The 1,417-nt window shown below is 38.7% G+C and carries 2 protein-coding genes; one reads left to right on the forward strand and one right to left on the reverse strand.

Annotated elements, in window-relative coordinates:
• The coding region (locus tag FG384_RS20070; RefSeq protein WP_205961834.1) for a hypothetical protein at positions 1 to 230 on the forward strand (230 nt) is incomplete at its 5' end.
• On the opposite strand, the gene FG384_RS19565 is transcribed toward FG384_RS20070, so the two are convergent.
• A protein-coding gene (locus FG384_RS19565) for an IS3 family transposase (RefSeq protein ID WP_142644348.1) occupies positions 207 to 1,345 on the reverse strand; the annotation gives its coding sequence in 2 pieces (ribosomal slippage) (positions 207 to 1,120 and positions 1,120 to 1,345; 1,140 coding nt in all). The genes FG384_RS20070 and FG384_RS19565 overlap by 24 nt on opposite strands.
• Positions 1,346 to 1,417: the final 72 nt, after the last annotated feature.

Consider the following 1,417-nt stretch of genomic DNA (forward strand, 5'->3'; position numbering starts at 1 on the left):
TGGATCTACGTCAATATCTTGGACACAAAAAAGTTAAGTCCGTTTCAGAACGGCATCCATTCATGAAGCGTCCTGCATCCAGCGAAACCAGTCAAGTAAAGAACGTACTTGACAGCTTTCGCTGGATACAGGAAATACAAGCCATGGATGTCGTCCCGAAAAAATGTGCAGGTAGGGTACATCAGGAAGCCAAGCTACCTATTATATCAGACTGCTTTTTTCCGGCATAAGTCCTCTAATTGTTGGGGCGTTAAATAGTTAATAGCTCCATGAATTCGTTTTCGGTTGTACCACGATTCAATGTAGTGAAAGAGGGCCAATCGTGCAGTTTCAAAGTCTATATAAGAAGTCTGATATACTTCTTCTTTCTTTAAAATCGCATGAAAAGACTCGATGCAAGCATTGTCATATGGGCATCCTTTACGACTAAAAGATTGTTTGATTTTTGTTTCTTTTACCGCTTTTTCAAAGTCGTCACTTGTGTATTGGCTGCCTAAATCGGTATGTAATATTAGTCCTTCTTTTGGTTCTTGAACGTCGATTGCGTTCGCTAAAGCTTGTAAAACAAGCTCTGTTGTCATAGATTTGGAGAAGGAATAGCCCACAATTTTTTTCGTGTGTAAATCTAGAACGGAAGCTAAATAACACCAACCGTCTCTTAATGTATTAATATACGTAATATCTGCGACCCATTTCTCATTAATGGTCGTCGTTTCAAAATCTTGTTCTAACAGGTTTTCACGTTCCTCCACTTGTCCCTTGGAGGAAGTTGGTCGGTACTTCTTCACGATCGTTGATCGAATTCCTGCCTTTTTCATGATTCGCTGTACGCGGTTTAAGCTAAAAGTAACCTTTTCTTGTGTTAACAGATAATGAATTTTTGGCGCACCATAGCGGCCTTTACTCTCCGCGTGCATGATTTTTATGCGTGCTAAAACCACCTCGTTCTCGATGGCATACGAAGATTTTACTTTATGGAATGACTGATAATACGTGCTTTTTGGTACTTTAAGTACATTACACATCACTTGAACAGGAAAATTTTCTTTCTCCTTTTCAATATGGTCAATAATCTCTTGGTCCGTTACTTTTTGGCGAATATGGTCATAGCCTTTTTTAGGATTTCTACCTCCTGTTGAAGCCGCAGGTTTTCCTTTTGAATTTCTGCGATTTGAGCCGGTGTTAAACCACCACTGTTTTCGATTGGAGAAAGTGCTTTAATCCATTTATAAATAGTTACTTCAGATATACCATATTCGCTACTAAGATCACTCACAGATGTACCAGATCTATGGAGTTCGACAATTGTTTGTTTAAATTCTTGATTATAACGTTTTTGTTTCATTCCGGACACGTCCTCTCTATTTATAGGATAGAGACTTAACTAACTTGTGTCCATACATCCATACTAGCATCA

This window comes from Psychrobacillus vulpis, assembly GCF_006861825.1.
Taxonomy (GTDB): domain Bacteria; phylum Bacillota; class Bacilli; order Bacillales_A; family Planococcaceae; genus Psychrobacillus; species Psychrobacillus vulpis.